Here is a 24,371-nt window from a genome sequence, read left to right on the forward strand (position 1 = left end):
AACATTCTAGCTTGCACATTACAGAACAAAATTTATAGATTGCTGTTCATACAGGAAGACAATTACAGTAAGGAGGGAAAGGAATGGGCGAAGAAAATCAACCAAATTATACGATTTCACAGGAAAACTGGTCCCTCCATCGCAAAGGATATGACGACCAACAGCGCCATCAAGAAAAAGTACAAGAGGCAATTAAGAATAATTTACCCGATCTTGTAACAGAAGAAAGTATAGTTATGTCTAATGGCAAGGATGTTGTAAAAATACCAATTCGTTCTCTAGATGAATATAAGATTAGATACAATTATGATAAAAATAAACATGTTGGGCAAGGAAACGGTGACAGCAAAGTTGGTGATGTCGTTGCGAGAGATGGATCAGGTGGTCAAAAACAAAAAGGGCCAGGAAAAGGGCAAGGAGCAGGAGATGCAGCTGGGGAAGATTACTATGAAGCTGAAGTCTCTATTTTAGAATTAGAGCAAGCGTTTTTCAGAGAGTTAGAACTGCCTAATTTAAAGAGAAAAGAAATGGATGAAAACCGGATTGAACATGTTGAATTTAATGACATTAGAAAAACAGGATTATGGGGAAATATCGATAAGAAACGAACAATGATATCCGCATATAAACGAAATGCAATGAGTGGTAAAGCATCTTTTCATCCAATTCACCAAGAAGACTTAAAGTTCCGTACTTGGAATGAAGTATTAAAGCCAGATTCAAAAGCTGTTGTATTAGCGATGATGGATACGAGTGGATCGATGGGAATATGGGAGAAATATATGGCACGTAGCTTCTTTTTCTGGATGACAAGATTTTTACGCACAAAGTATGAAACAGTAGATATTGAATTTATTGCCCATCATACGGAGGCAAAAGTAGTTCCAGAGGAAGAGTTTTTCTCAAAAGGAGAAAGTGGCGGAACGATTTGTTCTTCTGTATACAAAAAAGCACTCGAACTTATCGATAATAAATATTCACCAGACCGCTATAATATTTATCCATTCCATTTTTCAGATGGTGATAATTTAACATCAGATAATGCTAGATGTGTAAAACTTGTTGAAGAGCTAATGAAGAAGTGTAATATGTTTGGGTATGGGGAAGTGAATCAGTATAACCGCCATAGTACACTCATGTCAGCCTATAAAAATATTAAAGATGAAAACTTTAGATACTATATTTTAAAGCAGAAAGCAGACGTATTTCATGCGATGAAAAGCTTTTTTAGAGAAGAATCAGGTGAGAAAATGGCATAACCTCTTTTAAAGAGGTTCTTTTTTTGTAAACTTTTTATTTTTCTAGTTGACAATGATAATGAAAATCATTATCATTTATTCGAGAAATGATTACATTTCGAATTATATATTTTGAAGGAGATGTAAAATTGAAACAAAATAAAAGAAAACGTATAAATGCAATGATTATAGCGGCGGCGTTATCACTTCCGTTTGCTGTTTATTCAACACCTGCTTTAGCGGCAGTAGCAAGTGAGGCGAATAAAACGGGACAAGGTTTAGAAGATGGTACATATGACGCTGTTATTAAAGCGTATAAAGATAAAACAAATGAAGAGTCTATGGCAGCTGTTTATATAAAGGATCCGAAATTAACAAGTGAGAATGGAAAGAAAATTGTAACAGCAACGTTAAGTGATAGTGATTTCTTTCAATACTTGAAGACAGAGGATATTCACACTCCAGGTGTGTTTCATGATGTAAAGGTCATATCAGAAGACAAAAAGAAAAATGGGACGAAGGTTATTCAATTTGAAGTTGGAGAATTAGGAAAAAGATACAATATGCAAATGCATATTTATATTCCAACGATGGCCTATGACAATAAGTATCAAGTACAGTTTGAAGTAAATACATTGAATTTAGAGAACAATGTTCCAGAAAAACAAAAGGAAAATAAAGAGGATAAAGTGGATCAACAAGATGAAATTGGAAATGTAATAGTAGATAAGCAACTACAAAGGCATATTAATAAATATAATTTAAATAGAGAAAATCTAGATACCCCAATAACTAAGGAAGATTTATTAAAAGTTAAATCCTTAATAGTCGTTGAAGCTAAAAGTAAAGGAATAAAAGACGTAAGTGGTCTAGAATATATGACGAACTTAGAAAACTTAACGTTGGAAGAAGTTAAGTTAAAAAATATAAAATTTATCTCGGACTTGAGACAATTGAAATCATTAAGTATAACCTATGGTGAACTTGAAGATATTGGACCTTTGGCTAAGTTAGAGCATATTGAGTTTTTAACTTTGAGAAACAATAAAATCTCAGATTTAAGCCCATTAAGCCAAATGAAGAAGATTAAAATGCTAGATTTAAATAGTAATTATATAAAAGATATTAAACCATTATTTACAGTGAAATCTTTAAGGACTTTGACTGTAGCAAATAATCAAATTAGTAATACAGGTCTTGAAGGAGTTCACCAATTAAAGAATTTAAAGACATTTGAAATAAGCAATAATGGATTGAGCAATGTTGAACATATTAATGGAATGAATAAATTAATTGAATTAGGGCTTTCCAAAAATGAATTAGTAGATCTTACGCCATTATCAAAATTGTCAGGGTTACAGAAATTAAATCTAGAAGAAAACTATATTTCAGATATAACGCCACTTAGTCAATTAACAGGTTTATATGATTTAAAACTAGGTTCAAATGAAATTCGTGATGTTAGACCAGTTCAAGAACTAGGAAAAAGAATGTATATCGATATTCAAAGACAAAAAATTTTTTTAGATGATGTAGAAAAGGATAAGGAAGTTAAAATACCTATCTATAATTTACAAGGAGAGCCACTTGATACTATTCAATTGAAGAGTGAAGATGGGATCGTTAATAATGGTTCTGTTAAATGGGGGACTACTGGTGAAAAAACATACGAATTTACGTTGGATATAAAGCCAGAAGAGAACCGTATTAAGTTTAATGGAACAGTAATTCAAAATGTTGTTGAAAGATTAGACGAAATCAAGGAAACAATAAAAGAGGATAATGAACAAAAGGAAAATGTAATTCTCGATAAAACTTTACAACAACATATTAATAAAAAGAATTTAGGTAGAGAGAATTTAAACGCTCCTATTACAAAAGAAGATTTATTACAGATCAAAAAATTAGAGATACCTAAAGAAAAAGGAAATGAGATAGAAAATATAACAGGTTTAGAGTACATGACGAACTTAGAAAACCTCACTTTAGAAGGAGTAGGCCTGAAAAATATTGAGTTCATCTCAAACTTGAAACAATTGAATAATGTGAATGTATCTCATAATCAAATTGAAGATATAACACCACTATCTTCATTGGAAAATTTACAGTGGTTAAATCTTGCGGACAATCATATTAAAGATGTAACGGTTATTGGTTCCATGCTAAACTTATTTAGCTTAAATCTAGCTGGGAATGAGATTCGTGATGTCAGGCCGTTAATACAATTAGGGCAGTGGTTTACAATTGATGTTGGAAGACAAAATATCATTTTAAATGATGCAAAAATAAACGAAGAAATTCAAGTTCCTGTATATGATTTAGAAGGAGAAAGTATTGAAAATATTCAATTGACAAGTGAGGGAGGGACGTTTAATAACGGAGTAATAAAATGGAATACCCCAGGTGAAAAGGTGTATAAATTTGATTTAGATTCTGATGAAATTAGCATAAGGTTTAACGGAACAGTTATACAGAATATAGTGGAAAAAGAAGAAGTGAAAGAACCAACAAAAGAAGGTGAAGAAACAAAAGAAGAAGTGAAAGAACCAACAAAAGAAGGTGAAGAAACAAAAGAAGAAGTGAAAGAACCAACAAAAGAAGTTGAAGGATCGAAAGAAGAAGTAAAAGAACCAACAAAAGAAGTTGAAGAAACAAAAGAAGAAGTGAAAGAACCAACAAAAGAAGTTGAAGGATCGAAAGAAGAAGTGAAAGAACCGGTAAAAGAAGTTGAAGAAACAAAAGAAGAAGTGAAAGAACCGGCAAAAGAAGTTGAAGAGCCAAAAGAAGAAGTGGACGAGCTAACAACAGGAGTTGAAGAGTCGAAAGCGGAGGGGAAAGAAACAGGAAAAGAAATTGAAGGTTCAAAAGAAGCAGTAAATCCATCCGAAGTAGTCCAAGAACAAAACATGAATCATCAAGTTGTGAAAGAAAATAAACCAGTTGCTAATAAACAGGAAGAAAGTAAGAAATCATTAGGAGCAACAGGGGGACAAGCGAATACATCAAAGTTACTTTCAGGCGTAGCATTAGTTCTTTCAGCACTGAGTATGTTTGTATTTAGAAAGAGATTATTTAAGAAGTAAATAACGTGTTATCTTATTATATTGTAAAATAATTGTATGAGTTTTTGAGAAGACATTATCATGGCAGTTTCATTTTGAAATAGGCTTATGATAATGTCTTTTTTAAGGAGGATATAAATGGAAAAGGTGTCGGAGAGCGGATATTGCAAGGGGCAATTCAGTATATTTTCTCTTTCCAAGGGATGAGAGAGATAGTACTATGTTTGAATACGAATAATGATCATGCGATGAAATTGTACAAGAAAGTAGGTTTTGAGGAAAAAGCATGTTTACAACACTATATAATAGAGTGAAAAACCCATTCATATGAATGGGTTTTATTACGGATTTAGAAGTGATTTGAGGCGCCAATCGTTACATAACCTTTTTTATTTTTTTCGGCACTTCTTTCGTTTGCAAATTAACATCTTCTTTTCGTAGCTCTTTAAAGAGTGAAGTAACCATAAGAACGACTACAATAGAAAATGGTAGCGCAGCAATTATAGCTGCGATTTGTAGTGCATTTAATCCTCCAGCTTGTAATAAAATAGCGGCAATTATCGCGATTGTTAATCCCCATATAAGTTTTAAACTATTTTTCGGTGATAAACTTCCGTTACTCGTTTGCATTGAAACAACAAATGTTGCTGAATCGGCAGAAGTAACGAAAAATGTGGCTACTAAAATTAACCCGATAATCGTTAAAAATGTAGAGAATGGTAGGTGTGAAATAACAGCAAATAATCCAATCTCTGTACCATTTTTTGCAATTTCATCAGCTATTCCAAGCGATTGGAACATTTCCATATGGATTGCGGTACCACCAAACACTGCAAACCAAAATGTACAGATAAGAGTTGGGACTAATACAACTCCAAAAATAAATTCTTTTATTGTGCGCCCTTTAGAAATACGAGCGATGAATGTACCGACGAATGGAGACCAAGAAATCCACCATCCCCAATAGAAAATAGTCCAGTTTTCAATCCAAGAAGAAGATTTTTCATTAAATGCTCCTAAATTTAATCCCATACTAGGCAAAGCTCCAATATAAGAACCGAGTGTAGATGTGAAATATTTCATAATAAATACGGTTGGCCCTAAAAATAAAAAGGAGACGAGTAAAATACCTGCAAGAGAGAAATTTAAGTTACTCAAATATTTAATCCCACGATCTAAGCCAGTTTGTGCACTCGTTAAATATAAAACGGCGAAGATGGCGATAAGTACGAGCTGTGTAAGTAAAGTGTTATGAATAGAAGGGAATAAATAGCTTAATCCTCCAGCAATTTGTTGAGCACCAATCCCAACAGATGGTACAATGCCAAATACTGTGGCTAAAACAGCTAAAATATCGACTGTTTTTCCGATACGAGAATTTTTCGATCGATTAAATAATGGAGTAACTGTAGCCCCGATAGTGCTACCTTTTTGTTTGCGGAATGTGAAATATGCAATTGTTAAAGCAACCATTGCGTATAGTGACCATGGAAAGAGACCCCAGTGGAAAAATGAATATTGCATAGCGAGTTTGGCACTTTCCTCTGTCCCCGCTTTTCCTGTTAATGGATCTGTAAAATGTGAAATCGGTTCAGCGATTCCATAAAAGAGGAGTCCAATCCCCATTCCTGCTCCAAACAACATGGATAGCCAAGATGGATAATTATATTTTGGCTTTTCTCCATCTTTACCAAGACGAATAGAACCGTACTTAGAAAATGCTAAATAAGCAGCCAAAATAATCATTGTAGTCATAAGTAGAGAGTAAAACCACCCAAATTTATTGAGGATAAATGAGTTTAAAGAAGATGTAACACTTTGTAAATCGTAGCCTTGTATCCAACTTGCTGGGGTAATTCCCCATATAATGAATAATGTTGTTAGCAAGAAGGAGATATAAAATACACTGTTTTCTTTTTTTATCATAGAATCCCACCCTTATTTAATAAAGTTAACAATTATAATAATCATAACAATTAAGTTTTTAATTGTCAAAAAATTACCTTTTTATAATGTGAAAGGATGCAATTTGTTTTAGGGAGGTAAAGAGCAATGTGTTCACGATATGTACAAATTATAGGAAGAAATAATATGAAATATTGCATTTTATATTGTTACATCCAGATTTTATGTTAAATTCTTGAATGGAATATTAAAATAGGGGGCAAGGATATGAACAAGAAATCAAAGATCAATAAAGTGATGCTTAGCATTAGTACAATGGCTTTATCGTTAGGCGCACTTCAAACTCATGCAGCAGCGGAAGAAAAAGTACCGTATAACGTGTTGAAAACGAAACCGGTTGGAATTGAAAAGTCGGTAGATGAAGTTGGACATATTTCAAAAGTTGATGAAACTTTATTATTTCAAGAACGTTTAAAAGTAGGAGATTTTTCACAGCGACCAGCATCTATTACGAAGAAAACTGCAGTAAAGCAAGTTAAAGAAAGCTATTCAATGGCTGATTTAAACAAAATGAATGATCAAGAATTAGTTGAAACGTTAGGCAGTATTAAGTGGCACCAAATTACAGACTTATTCCAGTTTAATGAAGATGCAAAGGCTTTTTATAAAGATAAAGGAAAAATGCAAGTCATTATAGATGAATTAGCTCATAGAGGTAGTACATTTACGAAAGATGATTCAAAAGGAATTCAAACGTTTACTGAAGTGCTGCGTTCAGCTTTTTATCTTGCATTTTATAATAGTGAATTAAGCGACTTAAATGAAAGAAGCTTCCAGGACAAATGTTTACCTGCTTTAAAAGCAATCGCAAAAAATCCGAATTTTAAGCTTGGTACAGTTGAACAAGATACAGTCGTATCTGCATACGGTAAATTAATTAGTAATGCTTCAAGTGATGTTGAAACGGTTCAATACGCATCGAATATTTTAAAGCAATACAATGATAATTATACTACTTATGTAAATGATCGAATGAAGGGACAAGCAATATACGATATTATGCAAGGTATTGACTATGATATACAGTCGTACTTAACTGTGGCTCGTAAAGAAGCGAATGAAACGATGTGGTATGGAAAAGTAGATGGGTTTATTAATGAAATAAATCGTATTGCTCTTCTAAATGAAGTAACGCCAGAAAATAAATGGCTCGTTAATAATGGCATTTATTTTGCTAGCCGTTTAGGGACGTTTCATAGTAATCCAAATAAAGGATTAGAGGTTGTTACACAAGCAATGCATATGTACCCGCGCTTAAGTGAACCGTATTTTGTTGCGGTAGAACAAATTACAACAAATTATAATGGTAAAGATTATAGCGGGAATACAGTAGATTTAGAGAAAATACGTAAAGAAGGAAAAGAGCAATACTTACCAAAAACGTATACATTCGACGATGGATCAATTGTGTTCAAAACAGGAGATAAAGTATCAGAAGAAAAAATTAAGAGACTATATTGGGCTGCGAAGGAAGTAAAGGCACAGTATCACCGTGTAATTGGAAATGACAAAGCGTTAGAGCCAGGAAATGCGGATGATGTATTAACGATCGTAATTTATAATAGTCCAGATGAATATCAGTTAAATAGACAATTGTATGGATATGAAACAAACAACGGTGGAATTTATATTGAAGAGACAGGTACATTCTTTACATATGAGCGTACACCAGAGCAAAGTATTTATAGTTTAGAAGAGTTATTCCGTCATGAATTTACTCATTATCTGCAAGGGAGATATGAAGTTCCTGGTTTATTTGGAAGAGGAGATATGTATCAAAATGAAAGGCTAACTTGGTTCCAAGAAGGAAATGCAGAGTTTTTCGCAGGATCTACTCGTACGAATAACGTTGTACCAAGAAAGAGTATAATTAGCGGATTATCATCTGATCCTGCAAGCCGTTATACAGCAGAGCGTACACTATTTGCTAAATACGGTTCTTGGGATTTCTATAATTACTCGTTCGCATTGCAGTCTTACTTATATACGCATCAGTTTGAAACATTTGATAAAATTCAAGATTTGATTCGTGCGAATGACGTGAAAAATTATGATGCATATCGTGAAAATCTAAGTAAAGATCATAAGTTAAATAAAGAGTATCAAGAGTATATGCAGCAGTTAATTGATAATCAAGATACATACACTGTACCAGAAGTAGCTGATGATTATTTAGCTGAACATGCAACGAAGTCGTTAGCAGCGGTGAAGAAAGAAATTAGTGATACGTTGCCTATGAAAGATACAAAAATGACAAAACATAATTCTCAATTCTTTAATACATTTACATTAGAAGGTACGTATACAGGTAGTGTCACAAAAGGTGAATCAGAAGATTGGAAAGCAATGAGTAAAAGAGTAAATGAATCTTTAGAACAATTGGCGCAAAAAGAATGGAGTGGCTACAAAACTGTTACAGCATACTTCGTCAATTATCGTGTGAATAGCTCAAATGAATTTGAATATGATGTAGTTTTCCACGGTATCGCAAAAGATGACGGAGAAAATAAAGCTCCAACGGTTCATATAAATGGTCCTTATAATGGACGTGTAAAAGAAGGTATTCAATTTAAAAGTGATGGCTCAAAAGATGAAGATGGAAAAATCGTTTCTTATTTATGGGACTTTGGAGATGGAAGCACAAGTGCAGAGGCTAATCCAGTACATGCATATGAAAGAGAAGGAACTTACAAAGTTGCGTTACTAGTAAAAGATGATAAAGGGGGAGAGAGCAGAAGCGAAACAACGGTTACGATTAAAGATGGAAGTTTAACAGAATCAGAACCAAATAATCTTCCAGAAGAAGCGAATTATATTGGGCTAAACACTACTATAAAAGGTAGCCTTATCGGCGGAGATCATACTGATGTTTATACATTTAATGTAGCATCAGCGAAAGATATCGATATTTCCGTTTTAAATGAGTATGGAATCGGGATGACATGGGTGCTGCACCATGAATCAGATATGCAAAATTATGCAGCTTACGGTCAAGCTAATGGAAATCATATAGAGGCAAAAATGAATGCAAAACCAGGTAAGTATTATTTGTATGTATATAAATATGATAATGGCGATGGAACGTACAAATTATCAATAAAATAAGTGCTTTTCCAATGTATGTTTAACTTTACTTTTTGTGGAAAATAGTATATTATATAGATATATAATATATCGGTTATTTACTAGGAGGAGCCTGTCACAATAGGCTTCTCCTGTTCTTTTTTAGGGGGCCTGTCTTACAGGCTTTTCTTTAAAAAATAAATAACTGAAAATTAAGAATAATAATCTTTGAAAGAGGTGGGGCATACACATAACAAAAAAGGGATTGTTTAAGAGAGGGGGATAAGAAATGGTTTTGTTTGGTTATCCACTTGAAACAATTTATTTATACGGATTTATTATTGCTACTATACTCACTGTGATTTATATCTTTTTTGGAGATATATTTGAATCCATATTTAGTTTTGGAGGCGGATCGGTATCCGTTGTTACTTTATTACTTAGTTTTTTCGCCATGTTATGTGGACTTAGTTATATAGGAGAATATTTATTTTCCTTTAATAGCATTCTTATTTTCGGGGCTGCATGTGCTATATCCTTTATTGGTGTATTCATAATGAAAATACTAATTTTAAAGCCGATTGCAGAAGCAGAACAAAATACTGTGCAACGTATGGATGAGTTCATAGGTTGCAAGGGGGAAGTCATTACAACAATTCCTACAGAAGGATTTGGAGAAGTACTAATCTCCTCTCAATTTGGAAGTAATGCAATTCCAGCTAAAACAATTGGGAAAAAAGATATTTCACAAGGAACTGAAGTTATTATCGAGGGAGTCCAAGATGGTGTTTTACTTGTACAAAACATCGCTTATTCTTTAAAAAAACCAAAATTATAAGGGGGAATTCACATGACGATTCCATTAATTATTGGTGGAGTGTTACTCGCAATTTTAATTCTACTCATTTTAGTATTCATTACGAAGTATCGAACAGTTGGACCAGATGAAGCGTTAATTGTTACAGGGAACTGGCTTGGTGGCGGAAAAAATGTAGTTACCACTGATGATGGAAAGAAGATTAAGATTATTCGCGGTGGCGGTACATTCGTAGTTCCAATTATGCAACGAGCAGAGCCTTTAAGCCTATTAAACTATAAGTTAGAAGTGGGTACACGTGATACGTATACGAAGCAAGGTGTTCCAGTTACAGTAAATGGTGTTTCTATTATTAAAGTAGGTTCTACGATTGAAGAAGTATCTACAGCAGCTGAGCAATATTTAGGAAAAGAAACAGAAGAGTTAAAAGTAGAAGCAAAAGAAGTTTTAGAAGGTCATTTACGTGCGATTTTATCTTCTATGACAGTAGAAGATGCGTATAGTAATAGAGAGCAATTTGCTCAAAAAGTACATGAAGTAGCTTCTACTGATTTAAAGAAAATGGGTCTTCGCATCGTTTCCTTTACAATTAAAGAAATTATGGATAAGAATGGTTACTTAGATGCACTTGGTCAGCCGCAAATTGCGACAGTGAAGCGTGATGCAACAATTGCGAATGCAGAGCGTGAAAAAGAAGCTCGTATTGAAAAAGCTCGTGCTGAGAAAGAAGCAAAAGAAGCTGAATATCAACGTGATGCTCAAATCGCTGAAGCTGAAAAACATAAAGAATTAAAAGTACAATCTTATAAGAGAGAGCAAGAACAAGCTCGAGCAGACGCGGATCTTTCTTACGAATTACAACAGGCGAAAGCACAACAAGGTGTTACAGAAGAGCAAATGCGCGTTAAAATCATTGAGCGTGAGAAACAAATTGAATTAGAAGAAAAAGAGATTGCGCGTCGTGAGAAGCAATATGATGCAGAAGTTAAGAAAAAAGCAGATGCAGATCGCTATGCTGTTGAGCAATCAGCGGAAGCAGAAAAAGTGAAACAAATTAAAAAGGCAGATGCGGATCAATATAAGATTGAAGCTGAAGCGAGAGCTCGTGCAGAAGAAGTACGTGTAGAAGGTTTAGCGAAGGCGGAAATTGAAAAAGCGCAAGGTCAAGCAAAAGCAGAAGTACAAAAAGCACAAGGTACAGCGGAAGCGGATGTTATTAGATTAAAAGGTTTAGCAGAGGCAGAAGCGAAACAAAAAATTGCAGAGGCATTCGAGTTATATGGCCAAGCGGCAATTATGGATATGGTTCTTAAAATGCTTCCAAGTTATGCGAAAGAAATTGCAAGCCCACTTAGCAATATTGATAAAATTACAGTTGTCGATACAGGTGGCGGTGGTAAAAATAGCGGCGCCGGAAAAGTTGCAGGTTATGCGACTGATTTAATGGCAACGATGCAAGAAACGTTAAAAGCATCTTCTGGCATTGATTTAAAAGAGTTATTAGAAGGATTTGCTGGAAAAGGAGCAGTACAGCAATTATCAAGCGATAAACCTGTTGTATCTGTAGTAGAAGATGAGAAAAAGGAAGTAGAAAAAGAGAAAGAATAGTAAGGCGGGAGAGACCTCTAGTAAGTACGATGCTAGAGGTTCTTCTGTGGATTATAATATTTCGAATAATATACATTTTTATATATTGTTTTAATTATTTAATTTATATAGAATAAAAAAGGTATGTATTAACTCTTTAATAGAAAAAGAGTTAATGCAATTAATCGTGTAATTTATATAAATAAATTAAATGTGAAATAATTACATTTAAAACGGTATGGAGGGGTAGGAATATGCTTCAAGGGAAATTAAGGGGAAGTAGTTTAAAAGCAAAGTTACTTGTATCATTTGTTATTGTTTTAATTTTTCCAAGTATTGTAATTGGTTGGACGTCTTATCAACAAGCGAAGACAAATTTTAACGAAACAATTTTACAATCAGCGGAAGATAACGTAAAGATTTTAAATAATGTTATTAACAAAGAGATAGACAGTAAAAAGGTAGACGCAGTATATTTTACAAAGTTATTTAATGGAGTAAGTTACGGAACTGATCAGCTCCAAAATGTGCAAAATAAATTAGAAGAATATAATAAATTACATCCAGAAATAGAAGCAGTTTATACGGGATCTAGTACGGGACAATTTATTCAATCACCGTCTATTCAAATGCCAGATGGGTATAATCCTACCGAAAGAGATTGGTATAAAGAAGCAGCGAAAAAAAGCGGAGAAGTGGTTATCACAGCCCCATATAAGTCAAGTACAACAGGGAATATTGTTATTACAATAGCAAAACAAAATGAGGATAAAAGTGGTGTTCTCGGTATTGATTTAATTATTAATGATATTGTAAATACTTCAAAAATGGTCAATATCGGCAAAAAAGGATATGTAGCAATCTTTGACCAATCTAAAAATGTAATAGCGCATCCGACGATGAAGCCAGGTGACAAGGTAGAAGAAAAAGTGGAGAAGGAATTGTATAAACAAGAAACAGGTGATTTTAAATTCAAACTTGATGGTGATGATCGCAATATTACCTTTATAACAAATAAGCAGACTGGATGGAAAATAGCAGGAATTATGCCTTCAAAAGAAATTATCGAAGCAGCTAACCCTATTTTCTATAAAACAATAACTGTTATTGGTATTTCATTAGTAATTGGTGGGATTTTAATTTACTTCATAATTGCTTCTATTATTAGTCCGTTAAAACAACTTGTTATATCATCGAAAAAGATTAGTGAAGGCGATTTAACAGAGTCAATTACAGTTCATTCTAAAGATGAAATTGGACAGCTAGGAGAAAGTTTTAACGAGATGGCTGCATCGTTACAAAGTGTCATTTCCAATATAAACACTTCAGCAAGTCATGTAGCGGCATCTTCAGAAGAATTAACAGCTAGTATGAAGCAGACAAGCGAAGCAACGGAACAAATTACACAGGCCATAGAGCAAGTATCAAGTGGTGCAGAAATACAAACGAAAGAAGTTGAAGAAGGAGCAACATTGTTAGAAGAAGTTACAGAAGGAATTCAGCGTGTTGCAGATAGTTCTTCATTAGTATCTACAGCCTCTATGTATACGAAGAAAAAAGCTGAAAATGGTGGGAAGTTAGTTGAACAAACTGTGAATCAAATGCAATTAATTCATGAGTCTGTTTCGCAGTCAGACAAAATCATTGGTTTGTTAGACGATAAGTCGAAACAAATTGGAGCAATCCTTGAAGTGATTCAACATATTGCTGAACAGACAAATTTATTAGCGTTAAATGCGGCAATTGAGGCTGCGAGAGCTGGAGAGCAAGGAAGAGGATTTGCAATTGTAGCAGATGAAGTGCGAAAGCTAGCAGAACAATCAGGACAGTCTTCTACGGAAATTGGGAAACTAGTGAAAGAGATTCAATTTGATATAAAAGAAACAGTAAGCTCTATGAATCAAGTTGGAGTAGAAGTACAATCAGGACTTGTAGTTGCAAATGAAACGAAGCAAAGCTTTGCCGAAATATTGAAGTCTACAAATGATACAGTTGTACAAATTGATAGCATGGTAGATGTAGCAAAACAAATGACGGTAGATGCAAAACAAGTAAGTGCATCTATTAATGAAATTGCAGCTACGATTGAAGAAAATGCAGCAAGTGTTCAAAATATTGCTGGTTCCTCTGAGGAACAATTAGCTTCAGTAGATGAAATAAATGCAGCAGCAGTTCATTTATCACAAATGGCAGAAGAATTACAAGAGATGATTGGTAAGTTTAAAGTGTAATAACAAATATTAAGAAACGAGGTAATAATTTTACTTCGTTTCTTTTTTTATGAAGAGAAAAAGAAAGAAATATAGAGTAACCGTGTTATGATTAAGTATAATTAAAGAGACTGTATATTCTTTAAATTCTATCTTTAATCATGTTAGGGGAATGGTTTTGAAATTTAAAAAATTAAAACTCCAACCGAGAATTACATTAACTATAAGTACACTTATTTTAGTTGTACTTATGCTAACGAGTTATTTATTTTATTACATATTATCTGAAACGGTAGAAGAGCAAATTGGGAAACGAGCTTTGCATGTTGCGAAAACAGTTGCTGCTATACCTGAAATAAAGGAAGCTTTTCAAAAAGAAAACCCAGCTTCTATCATTCAGCCGATTGCAGAAAGAATTCGAATGGATACAGAGGCTGACTTCATTGTAGTTGGAAATAAAGAGGGGATTCGATATGCACATCCTGAGCGAGATAAAATAGGAGAAGCGATGATTGGTGGAGATAACAAAGGTGTTTTATTAGAAGGAAAATCATATGTTTCGAAAGCAACTGGATCATTAGGCCCTTCATTACGTGGAAAAGTTCCAATCCGTAATCAGGAAAATGAAATCATTGGTGTGGTGTCTGTTGGATTTTCAATGGACGATATTCATGGAGCGATAGAAGTGTATGGAAAGCGTGTATTTTGGATTACAATAATAGGGCTATTAATTGGAGTAATTGGCTCTATATATTTAGCGGCAAGTATAAAAAGAATGATGTTCGGGATGGAACCAGAAGAAATTTCATCTTTATATGAAGAGCATAGTACAGTGATTCAATCTGTACGTGAAGGGATTATTGTAATCGATAAAAATGGCATGATTAGTTTAGTCAATCAAGCAGCTTATGATATTCTTTCGCTAGATAAACAACAAAATATTATTGGGGAATTTATTTTAAATGTAATTCCTAATTCAACGATACTAGATGTACTTCAAACTGGTGAAAAACAGTTTGATCGCCAATTAAATATAAAAGGACAGGCTGTTATTGCGAACCGTCTACCTATTAAAGTAAAGAATAAAGTAACTGGCGTTGTATCGAGCTTACGTTTGAAATCTGAAATGGATCAGTTAACAGCAGAATTATCTCAGACGAAGCAATATACAGAGGCATTACGAGCGCAAGCGCACGAATATAACAATTTATTGTATACACTTTCAGGTCTTATTCAATTAGAATCATACGAAGATGCTTTAGAGCTTATTCATAAGGAAACAGCGGTATATCAAGATTTTGTTCAATTTATTATGAAGCGGATTCAAAATCCATGGCTAGGTGGAATTTTAATTGGATTTTATAATAGAGCACGAGAGTTGAAGATTGATTTTATGCTAGATAGAGAAAGTGGTTTAGACAAATTAAGTCCACATATTGAGAGTAATTATGTCGTTTCTATTTTAGGAAATTTAATTACGAATGCATTTGAAGCAATTGAAAAAAATGAAGAGAATGATAAGACAGTAAGGATGTTTGTAACTGATATTGGAGAAGAAATAGTAATTGAAGTGGAAGATTCAGGGCAAGGGATTCATGATGAAATAATTACTAGCATATTCTATAAAGGCTTTTCGACGAAAGAAGGAGGAGAGCGAGGATATGGATTAGCAAAAGTGAAAGAGTTAGTAGAAGATTTAAATGGAAGTATTGCAATTGAAAAAGGGGATTTAGGTGGTGCGTTATTTATTATTGCACTACCGAAAGAGAGAGGCGAATAGTAATGGGTGAGGAGATTGAAGTATTAATTGTAGAAGATGATATTCGGATTGCTGATATTCATCGTCGTTTTACTGAAAAAATTGAGGGATTTAAAGTAATTGGAACGGCAACGACTGGAGAACAAGCGAAAGAATGGCTAGAGCTTGTGAAGCCACAGCTCGTGTTATTAGATGTGTACTTACCTGATATGCACGGAACGGAACTTGTCACATATATTAGGAATCATTTGCACGATACAGATATTATTATGATTACAGCGGCATCGGAAACAGATGTAGTGAGGCACGCCCTGCGGGGCGGAGTAACAGATTATATTGTAAAGCCACTAATGTTTGATCGATTTAAGGCGAGTTTGGAAAGTTATCAAAAAAAGATTGTGCAGCTGAAGAAAAATAATCAATTATCTACAGAACAAATAGAACATTTATGGTCTCAAAGAGGCGTAAAGGGAAATGAAATGGAATATGCCCCGAAAGGGATAGACCCCTTAACTTTAGCAAAAATAAAAAAACATATGTTAACAGTTAATGAAGAAGGGATTACAGCAGAGGTACTAAGTTCAATGGTAGGCGTAAGTCGATCAACTGCAAGGCGCTATTTAGAGTATTTGATATCTGGGAAGAAAGTCCACGCAGAGCTAATATATGGAAGTGTTGGGAGACCGGAGAGACGGTATTTTCTTGTTTCTTCATAATAAAAAACAGTAGAGGATTTATTTCTTCTACTGTTTTTTGCGTCTTATATTGGAATAATCCCAATTACAATTCCAGTAATCAACATCACCATTGTCGTTCCAACTGCCCACAATAAAGTAAAACGTTGATGTTCACCAAAATCAACTTTTGCCATCCCAACTAATAAATAAGTGGATGCAACAAGAGGACTTAATAAGTGAACGGGTTGCCCAAGTAAGGAAGCACGTCCCATTTCAGCTGCACTAATTCCGTAAGTAGCAGCAGCCTTAGTTAAAATAGGTAATACCCCAAAGTAAAATGCATCATTGGACATGAAAAATGTGAATGGCATACTAAGAAGTGCTGTAATAATTGGTAGTTGTGGTCCAAGAGCGTCTGGTATAAGAGTTACTACACTTTTAGCCATTGCATCTACCATTTTTGTTCCTGATAAAATTCCAGTGAAAATCCCAGCGGCAAATACGAGAGAAACAACCGCTAATACGTTTCCTGCGTGAGAAGCAATACGCTCTTTTTGTTGTTCTAAGTTTGGGTAGTTAATCATAACAGCAATAGCGAAAGCGACTGTAAATAAAACAGGTAACGGCATAACTTCTAGTATGAGACAGACAAGTAATGTAGCGGTTAATAAAAAGTTAATCCATAGAAGTTTAGGACGTTTATGCACTGCGTCTTCGACAGTTGCAGCTTGCTCATCCATTGTTTGCATTTGTTTTAAATACTGTACATCCATAATTCCTAAACGTTTTCTTTCTTTTTTTCCAAGATAGTAAGCAACGAAAACGACCCAAATTGCACCAGCAATCATTCCTGGAATAAGAGGTGTAAATAATTCAGAAGCCTCAAGTCCAAGTGCGCTCATAACACGAGCTGTGGGTCCACCCCAAGGTGTAAGATTTGTTACCCCCGCCCCTAACATAACAACTCCAGCTAATATGAGGGGGTTCATTCCAAGGCGCTTATATAGTGGATACATTGCGGAAACTGTAATCATGTATGTTGTTGTACCGTCACCATCTAGAGAGACGATAATAGTCAATATAGCCGTTCCGACAACGATTTTTAAAGGATCTCCTTTTACAAATTTTAAAATCTTACTAATGACAGGATCGAATAAACCGCTATCAATCATAATCCCAAAATATAAAATAGCGAACATAAGCATAATACCAGTAGGTGCTAATTTTTGAATCCCCTCTAACATCATAGGTCCCATATTGGCATAGAATCCGCCAATTAATGCAAAAACACTCGGAATTAATATTAATGCTACTAGCGCTGACATACGTTTCGTCATAATTAAAAACATAAAGACAAATACCATCGCAAATCCAAGTAGTGCTAACATGTAATTTCCCCCTCAAAAGAATGATTGCGCTTTCAAAATAGAATAAAAATTCAGAAAAAGGTTTTTTATTTATAATAAAAGCATCTATTCAAATGGTAAATAATTTGAAAAATAACATCATTAGAAGCATAATTTTTATTTTGTTCATTTTGTTCACGGTAGTTAATTTGAATTTTTAAAAAGTAAGCTGCTCCTCGTAAGAATGGTAGAATAAGATGAAAATAGTGAAGTGTGAAATAGGGAGTAGATGTTATATGAAAACGAGAATTGAAGAGATTTATAGCTCTTATGAAGGAAAAGTAGAGGAGATTTTTATTAATGAATCTTCTTACGTATATGAATGGGAAAAATTACTGGTGATCCGAAAAAATGACGGTGAGCTTAAAAAAATCGCAGTCGGGATTAGTGGAAATATAAGATTGGTAAATGTAGAAGTTGGACAGGAAATTAGTGCGGATACATTATTAGTTAAGTTAGAAGATGATTTGTTAATTACAGGTTGCGAGTGATGAGAGATGTGTAGAAATAACTACACATCTTTGTTTGTTTCCTATATTACAAAAAGCACATTGTTTTTTCACAAATCTCACACAACCTTTTGGTATTCTTTTCGTGGAGTATATGGTTTCTAGGGAGGAATATTGATGAAAGTAAAATATGTCGTACTTGCTATATGTTTATGTTTCGTATTTACGGTAGTCGGGTGTGGGAAAAAGGAAACAGCAGCTGTTGCCATTGATGAGAAACATGATAAATGTGATATTTGTCAAATTGGGGTAACAGATAATCAATTTGCAACAGAAATTATTTTAGAAAATGGAAAAGCGTTAAAGTTTGATGATATCGGTTGTATGTATAAATGGATGGAGATCAACTCAGGTGAAAAGACGAAAGAGAAATTTGTTCGAGATTATGATTCGAAAGATTGGATTTCGTTAGAAGACGCTACTTACGTATATGATAAAACAATAACGACACCGATGGCTTATAATGTCATTTCATTTAAAAATAAAAAAGATGCAGAGAGCTTTGTATCTAACTATAAGGGGAAAGTTCTTTCATATAAAGAGCTAGCAGAGCATAAATGGGAAATGAATAAAGAGATGATGGGGAAACCGAAAGCAGGAAATCATGGTGGACATCATTAATGATAGAAAAAGACAACTATATAGTTGTCTTTTTCTATTATTACTCAGGTGCAAATATAGAAAAGGTGTAAAATTTTTAGAAGAACGGTTACAATGGAATATAGTAACCTAAAGCAATCATTTATCCCACATTAACGGGCAGTAAGATCCCCACCTCAAAATTTAGTGAAAGCAAAGAAGTTAGGTGGAGTCGGGCTGCCCGTAAAAGCCCGATTGGTGTGGGCTAATAATTAGTGGTGGATGAACAAAACCCCCACTAATTAAAGTTTCACTTTATGTACTTTTTAGAAATGTATACAAATGCGGTAAAAACGTGCTAAACTAATTGCTTCATAATGTTAATGATGGGGCCATCAGGCGTATCATTTCAATAGGTTGAGAAACATAGTATAAGCTTAAGATAATCCGATTAAAGAAGGAATATAAAGGGCTTATGGATAAATGTACTCAAGAAGAGTTATTGTATGTGATGGAGGAATGGTTAAGAAAACATTATCTTTCATAGGAGCTGTAGTTGTGAGAAAACAAAAAATTTTATTATGTATTTTATTAGGACTTTTAATGACGGTAGTGGCTTGCGATAAGCAAGAAGAACCAGAATCGAAACCGGTTCATGTGAAAAATGAAAAGAAAAAAGAGAAGCATAAAGAACAGGAAGAATCTAAAGAAGAGAAAAGTATAAATTTAATGGACAAACAGTTGTTACTTTCAGCTACTCTTGGAGACACAGAGACAGCTATGAAGTTGATTCAGGATGGAGCGAATATAAACGTAGAAGGTGACAACGGAGAAACGCCTGTCCTTGCAGCAACGTACCAAAATCATGTAGAGACAGTTAAAGCATTAATTGGTGCAGGTGCTAATATTGAAATTAAAGATGAGAAAAAAAGTAATCCACTTCTTTATGCAAGTAGAGAAGGATATACGGATATTGTAAAAGTATTAATTAATGCAGGAGTTAATACGAAAGAAACGACTAGGTCAGGTGGGACAGCACTTATTTCTGCATCTGAGCGTGGCCATGTAGAGGTTGTTAAAGAATTATTAGAGCATACAGATATTGATGTGAATTATAAAAATGAACGTGGTGGAACAGCGCTATTAGAAGCAATTGTATTAGGAAATGGTAGTGAAAACCATAAGAAAGTAATTCAATTGCTTATTGATCACGGTGCAGATGTAAATATGGCTAACAAGGAACATCTGACGCCACTGCAATACGCTGAAAAAAGAGGTTTTAAAGATATTGTAAATATGTTGAGGGTAGCTGGAGCGAATGAAGTAGTACAGCCACAACAACCAGTAGAGTAAAAAACGAAAAATAATCCCATTTAGATAGACAGAATGAAGAAATCAGTTAGTATGATGGATTCAGTAATGTGTATTTGAATGGGATTTTTATTTTGAATATGAAAAATAGATTATGAATGGATGGTAAATGGAGTAAATAAGGAGGAAACCTTATTTTGCAATTGTAAAAAATGAAAAGGGAGTTTCTGTTTGTTGCAGTGCCAGAAGTACGCCCGTAGCTGCTGAGGTAAGTGTGGAAACTTTAGCGGAGTTTCAAGGGAACGGATATGGTACTGATGGTGTTACAGCCTGGGCGATATCAATACAAGAAGAAAAAGCATTCCACTTTATAGTACTTCTTGGAATAATTATGCTTCACAAGCCGTTGCGAGAAAACTAAAACTAATTAACTATGGAATGAATTTGCATATCACTTAAATTTTAAAGATAGTTGTTTGCCGTTAGGATTTATTTGTATATCTAGATTAATGTTAAGAAAATATGGTGAATATTAACATTCGATTAACACCTAATTAACAATCTATCAAAACTGACTTAATAAATGCGTAATATAGTAAAGGTAACAAAATAAATAGGGTAGAGAACCTTTGAGAACACCCACTTACATATAATGTGCCACTTTCTTAGGTGTGCTCTATTCCCTAGAGTTCAAATAAGGAGAAAGGCGTTCTATGTAAGTAGGTGTTTTTAGTTTGGATAAAAATAGAACAGTTAGGTGGAAAAAATGTTTAAAGAACCTTATATTGCGATGATAAAGGATTGGAAAGGATACAAAGCATACAAAAAATTGCCGAAAACAGTTTTTCTTATGACTGGTTCAATGCTGGAATTACCAGAGCGTGTATATGAATTGCAGAAACATGGACATGATGTATTTCTTCATTGTGATTTTATACAAGGCTTAAATACGAATACAGAGGAAGCGCTTTTGTATATTCAAGATGTTATCGGGGCACAAGGTATTATTTCAACAAAGGGTTCAACAATTCGAAATGCTAATAAAATTGGATTGAAAACAATTCAACGTATTTTTATTGTAGATACTTTATCCCTTACTAAATCAATTGAAAATTGTAAAACGACTAAACCAAATGCAGTAGAGATTATGCCGGGGATTATGCCTTCTATAATTAAACAGCTAGTAGAGGAAATAGAGTTTCCTATTATTGCAGGCGGGCTGATTCAAACGCGAGAAGATGCGGAAATTGCAATTCATGCAGGAGCAAGTGCGATTTCAACAAGTCATTATGAAGTATGGATACAAGAAGAAAAAAGGAGTGCAACCTTGTGATTGAATTGAAAAATGTTTCAAAGGTATATAAAAATGCAGAAGAGACAGCGGTTAAAGGTGTATCGGTTCATATTAAGAAGGGTGAGTTTTTTGTTTTAGTTGGACCTTCGGGGTGCGGGAAAAGTACATTATTACGAATGATCGCTGGCTTAGAAGAGATTTCTTCAGGAGATTTAATTATTAATGAACGTGTTGCAAATGATCTAGAGCCAAAAGACCGTAATCTATCAATGGTATTTCAAAATTATGCATTATATCCACACTTATCTGTAGAAGAAAATATTTTATTTGGACTTAAGGTAAGAAAAGTACAAAAAGAAGAGCGACAAAAGCGATTAATGGAAGCTATTGAAATGGTAGGACTGAAAGAGTATGTGAAAATGAAACCAGGCCAATTATCAGGCGGACAAAGACAGCGTGTTGCACTTGCCAGGGCAATTGTGAGTCAAGCACCAATCTGTTTAATGGATGAACCACTTTCGAATTTGGATGCGAAATTACGTGCGCAAATGAGAATTGAAATTAGAGAAATTCAGCAGCGATTAGGAATTACGATGATTTACGTTACCCACGATCAAATAGAAGCGATGACTATGGGAGATCGTATCATGGTTTTAAATAAAGGAAGTATACAGCAAGTTGGAACACCACTTGACATATATAACGAACCAGCAAACGAATTTGTTGCAAGCTTTATAGGTTCTCCTTCTATGAATATAAATGATGGGGAAGTAAATAAAGAAAAAGGTGTATTACATATAGGACAATTGCAAATTCCATTATCTATTAGACAGTTAAAGCAATTACCAGAAGGAACAATTCGCATAGGCATGCGCCCTGAGCATATTGCACTGTCTGAGGAGGGACAAGAAGTGACGTTGCAATCTGTAGAAGTATTAGGGAATGAATCTATATTGAACTTTGCGGTAAATGGAACAACTTGGAGTGCGAAAGTTATCGGACAGTTACTCCTGAACAAAGGTGACAAAGTAAAATTATTATTCTCGCAAGAAAAGTTATGCTTCTTTAACGAAAACACGAATGAACGCTTAAAAGTGGTAGCTGAAAAAGAGTTGAAAGTGGTGGCGAAATAATGATCGAAGTAAGTAAGTTACCAGTTCAAACAAAGGTGTCAAAAAAGAAAAAATTATGGGGGAGAACGAAAGATTTAAGAATAGGATTATTGTTTTTGGCGCCATCTATTTTGTTATTTTCGATTTTTTTGTTCTATCCATTGTTTAGGACGATTTACTATAGCTTTTATTTAACCGATATACATGGGGAAGCTAATCTTTTCGTTGGCTTAGAAAATTATCAATACTTATTCTCTGATCCAGCCTTCTACAAAAGTATAAAATCAACTTTATTATTTGTTTTATATACAGTGCCTACGAGTATTATATTTGCTTTGTTTCTTGCATTGATTGCAAATGGAAAAGTAAGAGGTATTGGGTTATTCCGAGTTCTGTTTTCTTCGACGATGGGAATATCAGTAGCTGCTAGTGCAGTGATTTGGCTATTTTTATTTCATCCAAGTGTAGGATTATTTAATAATATATTAGCCTCTATGAACCTTCCTGCAATCGCATGGTTAACGAGTCCGGACTGGGCACTATTCTCTGTATCAGTTACAACAGTTTGGGTGAATACAGGTTTTGCATTTTTAGTTATATTAGGTGGTTTACAAAATATCGATACGTCGTTATATGAGAGTGCATCTATAGATGGTGCTAGTTATTTATATAAACTTCGCCGTGTTACATTACCGATGCTATCACCAACTTTATTCTTTATTGTGACAGTAACATTAATTAGTGCGTTCCAAAGCTTTGGACAAATTGATATTTTAACGCACGGTGGACCAAATGATGCAACGAATTTGATTGTGTACTCGATTTACAAAGAGGCGTTTGTGAATCATCAATTTGGAACAGCAAGTGCACAAGCAATGGTATTATTTGTTTTCATTTTCCTTGCTACATTACTTCAATTTAAGTTTGCTGAGAGAAAGGTGCATTATAAATGATTGTTAAACAGTGGAAACAAAATTTCCTATTATATATGCTGCTCATTATTAGTGCAGTAATGGTATTTTTTCCTGTACTGTATGCATTTTTAATAAGTTTTATGACACCAGACGATATTCAAATGAGAAGGTTATTTCCGACTCAGTTTACTTTTGATAATTTCATTAATATTTTTCAAAAAGTACCGCTTTTTACATACTTATATAACAGTTTAATTGTATCGACAGTCGTTATGATTGGACAACTTATCGTATCAAGTTTAGCAGCTTATGCTTTTGTTTTTCTTCAGTTTAAAGGGAGAAACTTAATTTTCTTCCTGTTTATTTCAACGATGCTGATTCCGTGGGAAGCAACGATGGTACCTAATTTTTTAACGATTCAAAACTTTGGTTGGATCAATAGTTCTGCTGGGATGACAGTGCCGTTTTTTGCAACAGCTTTTGGTATTTTCTTGTTACGTCAACATTTTATGACACTTCCGAATGAACTGAAAGAAGCTGCGTTTATTGAAGGAATTGGAAATATAAGATTTTTATTCAGCGTTGTAATTCCTTATTGTAAAACGAGTTTTATTACGCTTGGAGTATATAGCTTTTTAACAACATGGAATATGTATTTATGGCCACTTTTAGTGACCACTGATGAAAAAGTAAGAACAGTGCAAATCGGTGTGAAGCAGCTTCAGTCTCAAGAAGTTGCAACTGATTGGGGAAGCGTAATGGCCGGTGTTACGGTTATCGTTATTCCAACATTGATTTTACTATTTTTAGGGCAAAAGCAATTACAACAAGGATTAACAAAAGGTGCAATTAAATAACTAAGAGAAGG

17 protein-coding genes and 3 pseudogenes are annotated in these 24,371 nt (G+C 34.2%); 18 read left to right on the plus strand and 2 right to left on the minus strand.

Annotated features, from left to right (window positions below; all coding sequences use genetic code 11):
• Positions 1–83 precede the first annotated feature (83 nt).
• From yhbH to MHB52_RS02890, 3 genes and pseudogenes are all read left to right on the plus strand, one after another.
• A complete protein-coding gene (yhbH, locus tag MHB52_RS02880; RefSeq protein WP_000503518.1) occupies positions 84–1,259 on the plus strand; it encodes a sporulation protein YhbH in 1,176 nt (391 codons plus the stop codon).
• Positions 1,260–1,387: 128 nt separating this feature from the next.
• Complete coding sequence (locus MHB52_RS02885) at positions 1,388–4,321, plus strand: NEAT domain-containing protein (protein WP_086423306.1); 2,934 nt, start codon at positions 1,388–1,390, stop codon at positions 4,319–4,321.
• A 107-nt stretch (positions 4,322–4,428) separates the two neighbouring features.
• Positions 4,429–4,614 (plus strand): annotated as a pseudogene (locus MHB52_RS02890) (GNAT family N-acetyltransferase); the annotation flags it as partial.
• A gap of 61 nt (positions 4,615–4,675) precedes the next feature.
• Here MHB52_RS02890 and opuD read toward each other — a convergent pair.
• Positions 4,676–6,226 (minus strand): glycine betaine transporter OpuD, encoded by a 1,551-nt coding sequence (gene opuD, locus MHB52_RS02895; protein ID WP_000591575.1) that lies wholly within the window; start codon positions 6,224–6,226, stop codon positions 4,676–4,678.
• 246 nt (positions 6,227–6,472) lie between these two features.
• Between opuD and colA the strand changes: the two genes are divergently transcribed.
• The 7 genes and pseudogenes from colA (at position 6,473) to MHB52_RS02925 (ending at position 16,417) form a co-directional block, all read left to right on the plus strand.
• On the plus strand, positions 6,473–9,370 hold the full coding sequence (gene colA, locus MHB52_RS02900) for a collagenase ColA (protein WP_061664084.1): 2,898 nt from the start codon (positions 6,473–6,475) through the stop codon (positions 9,368–9,370).
• A gap of 247 nt (positions 9,371–9,617) precedes the next feature.
• Entirely contained in the window at positions 9,618–10,166 is a 549-nt protein-coding gene (locus MHB52_RS02905) for an NfeD family protein (RefSeq protein WP_000242438.1), read from the plus strand.
• 12 nt (positions 10,167–10,178) lie between these two features.
• Positions 10,179–11,753: a flotillin family protein gene (locus MHB52_RS02910; protein ID WP_000155006.1), complete on the plus strand. Its 1,575-nt coding sequence runs from the start codon at positions 10,179–10,181 to the stop codon at positions 11,751–11,753.
• 233 nt (positions 11,754–11,986) lie between these two features.
• Positions 11,987–13,021, plus strand: a pseudogene (locus MHB52_RS36725) (HAMP domain-containing protein); the annotation flags it as partial.
• Between the two features lie 81 nt (positions 13,022–13,102).
• The gene (locus tag MHB52_RS36730; RefSeq protein ID WP_372476520.1) at positions 13,103–13,963 is read left to right on the plus strand and encodes a methyl-accepting chemotaxis protein; all 861 of its coding nucleotides are present in this window, start codon (positions 13,103–13,105) and stop codon (positions 13,961–13,963) included.
• A 151-nt stretch (positions 13,964–14,114) separates the two neighbouring features.
• Positions 14,115–15,722, plus strand: coding sequence for an ATP-binding protein (locus MHB52_RS02920; RefSeq protein ID WP_001999033.1), 1,608 nt, complete (start codon positions 14,115–14,117; stop codon positions 15,720–15,722).
• 2 nt (positions 15,723–15,724) lie between these two features.
• A complete protein-coding gene (locus MHB52_RS02925) occupies positions 15,725–16,417 on the plus strand; it encodes a response regulator (RefSeq protein ID WP_016117135.1) in 693 nt (230 codons plus the stop codon).
• 44 nt (positions 16,418–16,461) lie between these two features.
• Here MHB52_RS02925 and MHB52_RS02930 read toward each other — a convergent pair whose 3' ends face one another.
• Positions 16,462–17,766 carry a CitMHS family transporter gene (locus MHB52_RS02930; protein ID WP_061664086.1) on the minus strand — a complete coding sequence of 435 codons (1,305 nt, stop codon included), beginning with the start codon at positions 17,764–17,766 and terminating at the stop codon, positions 16,462–16,464.
• 254 nt (positions 17,767–18,020) lie between these two features.
• Here MHB52_RS02930 and MHB52_RS02935 point away from each other — a divergent pair, with 254 nt between their 5' ends.
• From MHB52_RS02935 to MHB52_RS02970, 8 genes and pseudogenes are all read left to right on the plus strand, one after another.
• Positions 18,021–18,275 (plus strand): hypothetical protein, encoded by a 255-nt coding sequence (locus MHB52_RS02935; protein WP_000857381.1) that lies wholly within the window; start codon positions 18,021–18,023, stop codon positions 18,273–18,275.
• Between the two features lie 135 nt (positions 18,276–18,410).
• Complete coding sequence (locus tag MHB52_RS02940; protein ID WP_000865666.1) at positions 18,411–18,914, plus strand: nitrous oxide reductase accessory protein NosL; 504 nt, start codon at positions 18,411–18,413, stop codon at positions 18,912–18,914.
• 441 nt (positions 18,915–19,355) lie between these two features.
• Positions 19,356–20,225 carry an ankyrin repeat domain-containing protein gene (locus tag MHB52_RS02945; RefSeq protein ID WP_000287336.1) on the plus strand — a complete coding sequence of 290 codons (870 nt, stop codon included), beginning with the start codon at positions 19,356–19,358 and terminating at the stop codon, positions 20,223–20,225.
• Between the two features lie 142 nt (positions 20,226–20,367).
• Positions 20,368–20,642: pseudogene (locus MHB52_RS02950) on the plus strand (GNAT family N-acetyltransferase); the annotation flags it as partial.
• Positions 20,643–20,949: 307 nt separating this feature from the next.
• Positions 20,950–21,516 (plus strand): glycerol-3-phosphate responsive antiterminator, encoded by a 567-nt coding sequence (locus MHB52_RS02955; protein ID WP_000472001.1) that lies wholly within the window; start codon positions 20,950–20,952, stop codon positions 21,514–21,516.
• The gene (locus MHB52_RS02960; RefSeq protein WP_016117137.1) at positions 21,513–22,610 is read left to right on the plus strand and encodes an ABC transporter ATP-binding protein; all 1,098 of its coding nucleotides are present in this window, start codon (positions 21,513–21,515) and stop codon (positions 22,608–22,610) included. Before MHB52_RS02955 ends, MHB52_RS02960 begins: the two co-directional genes overlap by 4 nt.
• Positions 22,610–23,542 carry a carbohydrate ABC transporter permease gene (locus MHB52_RS02965; protein ID WP_000573803.1) on the plus strand — a complete coding sequence of 311 codons (933 nt, stop codon included), beginning with the start codon at positions 22,610–22,612 and terminating at the stop codon, positions 23,540–23,542. The genes MHB52_RS02960 and MHB52_RS02965 overlap by 1 nt, the downstream gene beginning before the upstream one ends.
• Positions 23,539–24,360, plus strand: a complete 822-nt coding sequence (locus tag MHB52_RS02970) for a carbohydrate ABC transporter permease (RefSeq protein WP_016117138.1) — start codon at positions 23,539–23,541, stop codon at positions 24,358–24,360. The genes MHB52_RS02965 and MHB52_RS02970 overlap by 4 nt, the downstream gene beginning before the upstream one ends.
• Positions 24,361–24,371: the final 11 nt, after the last annotated feature.

Source organism: Bacillus sp. FSL K6-0073 (assembly GCF_038006085.1).
GTDB lineage: Bacteria > Bacillota > Bacilli > Bacillales > Bacillaceae_G > Bacillus_A > Bacillus_A cereus.